This is a genomic window from Janthinobacterium sp. GW458P (genome assembly GCF_002127585.1).
GTDB lineage: Bacteria > Pseudomonadota > Gammaproteobacteria > Burkholderiales > Burkholderiaceae_D > Janthinobacterium.
Genome location: NZ_NEGZ01000110.1, coordinates 1 through 5,418, shown reverse-complemented (window position 1 = coordinate 5,418; position 5,418 = coordinate 1). Strand labels below are relative to the sequence as shown.

Below are 5,418 nucleotides of genomic sequence, written 5' to 3'. Positions count from 1 at the left end.
CGCCAGCGCCTGCCACAGGAACAGCAGCACGCCGGCCAGGATGGCCGCGTACAGGCCCCGCGAAAACGTCGTCAGGGCCGCATGCAGCGCCAGTCCCAGCAGGAGCAGGGCCAGCGCCGCCTGCCAGCGGCTGCGCGCGCGGGCCAGCCACAGGGCGGCAAACGGCAGGCCCAGGGCCAGGTAGCCGTCGAGGGCGGCGCCGCCCGTGTGCATGGCGGAAAACGGCGCCGTGATGCGGTAGTCGCTGGACATGTTCAGCAGGCCGGGAAACACGGCCCTTTCCCACAGGGCGAACAGCGACACCATGGCCAGGCCCGCCAGCATGCCGGGCAGCGCATGGCGGCGCAAGCCGTCGGCGCCGGCGTCGCGCAGCAGCAGGGGCAGCAGCAGCATGCTCCAGGCCCAGGCCTTGCCCAGGCGCAGGCTGTTGTAGGGACTCAGGTAGGTATTCCACGCATTCAGGTCGCTGGCCGGCAGCGGCAGCACGCCGCGCAGCAGCGCCGCCAGCCAGGCCAGGCTGCACAGCAGCAGACAGGTCCGGGCCGCCGGCGACAGCCGCGCCGCCGCCGGCTGGGGCGGGCCGCCCAGGCGCCAGTAGCCGCAGGCCACCGTCAGCAGCAGCAGGATGTCGATTTCTTCCAGAAAAAACCAGCCCGTCCACGGCGCCAGGTCCAGCACGGGCAGCAGGGCGGGCAGGCAGAACATCCAGCTGGCGGGACGCCAGCACAGCAGCAGGAAATACGCGGGCAGGATGATGGCGAACAGCAGGCCGGGCCAGCCGTGCTCGAGCGGATAGTGGCGCAGGGCCAGCACGCAGGCCGCGCCCGCGAGCAGGGCCAGCGGCCGCGCCGCCAGGCTGGGCAAGGCTGCGCGCATGGCCTAGAGCCGGGTCAGCAAGGCCTGCGCCTCGGCCCGCTGCGGGAACTCCTTGTTGGCGGCCAGCAGTTGCTCGAGCTGCTTGCGCGCGCCCGGCTTGTCGCCCGACTGCGCCAGGGCCGCGCCCAGGTGGTACTGGATTTCCGGCGACGCCGGCGCCAGGCCCGCCGCCTTGCGCAGCACGGTGAGCGCGCGTTTCACGTCGCCCTGTTCCAGCACGATCCAGCCCAGGGTGTCGAGCACGGCAGGGTTGTCCGGCGCCAGCTTGAGCGCCTGTTCGGCCGTCGCCTGCGCGCGCGGGTCGCGCTCCTGCTGGTAGGCCCAGGCCAGGTCGTTCAGCGCCACCACGTTGCCCGTGTCCTTGGCAACGATGTACTGGAACTGCTCGATGGCGGCGCGGTATTGCCTGGCCGCCAGCTTGGTGCCGGCCAGGTAGTTGCGCGTGGGCAGGTCGTCAGGATAGTCCTTCAACCAGGCCGCCATGCGCGCGTCCGCCTCGCGCGCCTGGCCCGCCGCCTGCATGGCGCGGTACAGCTGTACCTGCAGGGCGCCGATGCGGCTGATCTGGAACGCGTGCTCGTACAGCTTGACGGCTTGCTGCGGCAGTTTCTGTTCCATCAGCACGTCGCCCTCGAGCTTGTAGCCGGCCGCCAGCTTCGGCTGCTGCTCCTGCACCTTGCGCGCCACGGCCAGCGCCTCGCGCTGGCGGTTCAGGGCCAGCAGCATGGCCACTTCGACCACGCGGGCGTCGAGCAGGGTGGGGTCGAGCGCCTGCGCCCGCTTGACGGCCTGCAAGGTGGCCGCATGGTCGCCCAGCGCCAGGTGCAGGCTGGCGATGCGCATCTGCAGCGGCGCCGACGTCGTCTGTATGCTGGCCAGCTTGCTGTAGCTGTCGAGCGCGGCCTGCGCCTGGCCGGCGCTGTATTCGACCTGCGCCCGCAGGGCCAGCGCGTCGGCGTCGCCCGGGTGGCCCGCTTGCAGGGTGCGCGCCAGTTCCAGCGCCTTGTCCGGCGCCCCCGTCTTCAGGTAGAAATTACTGAGCAGCAGGGCCGGCGCGACGGCGTCCGGATTGTCGCGGTGGCCTCGCTCGAGCCAGCGCCGCGCCTCGTCCGTGTTGCCCTGCGAGGCGGCCAGCTTGGCCAGCGCGGCGCTCAGGTCGGCATTTTTCGGCGCTTTCGCCAGCGCCCGCTCGAAACGCATTTTCGCCTGTTCCGGCTTTTTCTCGGCCAGGTCGATCTGCGCCAGGTTGCTCAGGGCGGGCAGGTAGACGGGGTCCATGCCCAGCGCCTGCTCGAAACTGGCGCGCGCGGCCGGCAAGTCGCGCAAGGCCAGGTAGACGCCGCCCTTCAGGTTCAGCAGCAGGGGATTCGTGCCTTTCTGCTGCTGTTCCATCATCTTGACGGTGGCCAGGGCTCTGTCGTTCTGCTTGTTGCGCAGCAAGGTCATCACCAGCATGGTGCCCGCCTGCGGCGTGCCCCGGTCGAGCATGCTGGCCCGCTCCAGCTCGTTGATGGCGCGGCCGTTCTCGCCCATGCCCAGGCGGCTGATGCCCAGCGCCGCATGCAGTCTGGCCGTGTCCGGCGCCAGGCTGCTGGCCTTTTCAAAGTAGGCCGTGGCCTTGTCGTAGCGGCGCGCGCGCAAGTGCGCCTCGCCCGCCAGCGACAGCAGCTCCACGTCGTCGGGAAAGGCGGACAGCGCGGGCAGGAGCAGCTCGATGGCGGCGTCCGTCCTGTTGCGCATCAGCTCGATCGACGCCATCATCTTGATCGCATACAGGTGCTTGGGATAGACGGCCAGGAAGCGCTGCAGATAACCTTCCGCCAGTTGCGGCGAACCGAGCGACAGCTGCACGGCGGCCGCCAGCAGGATGGACGGCATGTGGTCGGGCGCCGCCTTGAGCACCAGCTGCAACGATTGCAGGGCCGCCTTCGGCTTGCCCTGGCGGAAATCGAGCAAGCCCTGCGCCTGCAGTACGCCCAGGCTGTTGGGCGCCGTGCGGCGCGCCGAGGCCAGCTGCGCGCCCGCTTCCGCAAAACGGCTTTGCGCGATGTCGAGGTTGGCGAGATCGATGTGGGCCTGGGTATTGTCGGGCTTGAGCTTGAGGATGTGCATATAGGTGAGCCGCGCCGCGTCGTCCTTGCCTTGCAGCCGCTGCAGGTCGCCCTGCAGGCGCAGGGCGTCGATGCTGGACGGCGCGCTTTTCAGCGCCTGCGCCAGCAGCAGCTCGGCGGTCGTCGTCTGCTGCTCCAGCGCCGCGATGCGCGCCAGCCCCAGCAGCGCTTCGACCTGCTCCGGGTGGGCTTCGAGCATGCGCGTATACACGGTGCGCGCCTCGTCGCGGCGTTCGAGGGCCAGCAGGGCGTCGCCGCGCAGGGCCAGCATGGCCGGCGGCAGGGCCGCATCGTCGGCGATCTCGGCGAGAACCTTGTCGGCCTGGCCCAGCATCAGCCAGGCCTTGCCCAGCAGGGGCATCACCTGCTGTTGCGCCAGGCCCAGCGATTTCGCCTTGCGCAATTCTTTCTCTGCAGATAGGGCTTCGCCCGTATCGATATAGATGCTGCCCAGCAGCAGGCGCGCCGCCGCGTTTTCCGGGTCTTTCTGCAGCAGGTTCTTCAGCTGGATGATGGCGGCCCGCGCCTCGCCCTTCTGGCGGTATTGCTGCGCGTCGGCCAGCAGGGTGTCGCTGTTCTGCGTGCCGTGGCAGCCGGTCAGGACGGGCAGCAGCAGGCTGCAGCACAGCGCGGCGGCCGGCAGGGCGGGGAAGGTAAGTGACAGGAATCGGGCCATGGAAGTCTCCGGTTGCGGCATGCACGAGGAATCGGCATGGCCTACTTTAAAAAGATGGCCTGTGCGCTCATTGATTGCGCTCAACAGGCCGCCGAATGATGGCGCGGCGGACGGCGTCCGCTCCGTGTTTCTTGTTCCTGCTCAAGAATGGCCGTGCCTGCGACCGTAGAATTTCCCGGACGGCGACAGTCCGGCCGCAACCATTCGGAGCACAGGCATATGGACAGCAAGGTGGAAAGCAAGGGGGGCGATGTGGTGGCCGTGGTGGGGCTCGGTTATGTGGGCCTGCAGCTGGCCGTGGCGTTCGGCAAGCGGCAGCGCACGATAGGCTTTGACTTGTCGGCGCGCAAGGTGGAAAGTTACCGGCGTCACGTCGATCCCACGGGCGAAGTGAGCACGGAACAGCTGCTGGCGGCGCAATGGCTGAGCGTGGGCTGCGATCCGGCCGAGCTGCAGCTGGCCGATTTCATCGTCGTGGCCGTGCCCACGCCCGTCGACAGCGCGCACAATCCCGACTTTTCCGCCCTGGCCGGCGCCAGCGCGGCCGTCGGACGCCACATGCGGCGCGGCGCCATCGTCATCTACGAATCGACCGTGTATCCGGGCGCCACCGAGGAAATCTGCATTCCCCTGCTGGAACGGCATTCGGGCCTGCGCTGGAAGGAAGACTTCCACGTGGGTTTTTCGCCCGAGCGCATCAACCCCGGCGACAAGGACCACACCCTGCACAGCATCCGCAAGGTGGTCGCGGGCGACGATGGCGCCACGCTGGAGCAGGTGGCGGCCCTGTACGAAGGCGTGGTCGCGGCCGGCGTGCACCGGGCCTCGAGCATCCGCGTGGCCGAAGCGGCCAAGGTCATCGAAAACACGCAGCGCGACCTGAACATCGCGCTGATGAACGAGCTGGCCATCATCTTCGACCGCATCGGCATCGACACGCTGGAAGTGCTGCAGGCGGCGGGCACGAAATGGAATTTCCTGCCGTTCCGCCCCGGCCTCGTGGGCGGCCACTGCATCGGCGTCGACCCGTACTATTTGACGCACAAGGCGGAAATGCTGGGCTACCACCCGCACGTGATCCTGGCCGGGCGCCGCATCAACGACGGCATGGCCAAGTTCGTGGCGGAAAAAACCATCAAGGAAATGGTGCGCGCCGGCTTCAAGCTGAAGGGCTCGCACGTGAATGTGCTGGGCCTGACCTTCAAGGAAAATTGCCCCGACCTGCGCAATTCGAAGGTGGTCGACATGATCCGCGAACTGCAATCGTACGGCGTGCAGGTGCACGTGCACGACCCCGTCGCCGACGGCCGCGAGGCGCTGGAAGAATACGGGCTGTCGCTGGAAAGCTGGGAACAGCTGCCGCGGGCCGAAGCCATCATCAGCGCCGTGTCGCACGAGGCGCTGCTGGCCCGTCCGCTAGCCGACTACCAGGCCAAGGTGCTGGAAAACGGTTGCTTCATCGATATCAAGTCGCATTTCGACCCCCGCCAGCTGCAAGACGGCGGCCTGCGCGTGTGGCGGCTGTGATGGCGGCCGGCGATCGCGCTGCGCCGCAGTCCGGCCTGGCCGCTGCCGCGCCGGGCATTCCGGCCGCCGGCGACAGCGCGTATGGCCAGGCTTGCGCGCGCCTGGCGCATGCGCCGCGGCGCTGGCTGGTGACGGGCGTGGCCGGCTTCATCGGCTCGCACCTGCTGGAAACCCTGTTGCGACTGGGCCAGGAAGTACGCGGCCTGGACAATTTCCTGACGGGCCACC

At 68.8% G+C, this 5,418-nt stretch carries 3 protein-coding genes and 1 pseudogene; 2 read left to right on the top strand and 2 right to left on the bottom strand.

Features of this window, described 5'->3' with window-relative positions:
- Positions 1-876 (bottom strand): annotated as a pseudogene (locus tag CBW50_RS27915) (hypothetical protein); the annotation flags it as partial.
- 3 nt (positions 877-879) lie between these two features.
- Positions 880-3,663 carry an XrtA/PEP-CTERM system TPR-repeat protein PrsT gene (prsT, locus tag CBW50_RS27910; RefSeq protein WP_086148506.1) on the bottom strand — a complete coding sequence of 928 codons (2,784 nt, stop codon included), beginning with the start codon at positions 3,661-3,663 and terminating at the stop codon, positions 880-882.
- 219 nt (positions 3,664-3,882) lie between these two features.
- On the opposite strand from prsT, the gene CBW50_RS27905 reads away from it, so the two are divergent.
- Complete coding sequence (locus CBW50_RS27905) at positions 3,883-5,190, top strand: nucleotide sugar dehydrogenase (RefSeq protein WP_086148505.1); 1,308 nt, start codon at positions 3,883-3,885, stop codon at positions 5,188-5,190.
- The coding region (locus CBW50_RS27900; protein WP_139842688.1) for an NAD-dependent epimerase/dehydratase family protein at positions 5,190-5,418 on the top strand (229 nt) is incomplete at its 3' end. The genes CBW50_RS27905 and CBW50_RS27900, both read left to right, overlap by 1 nt.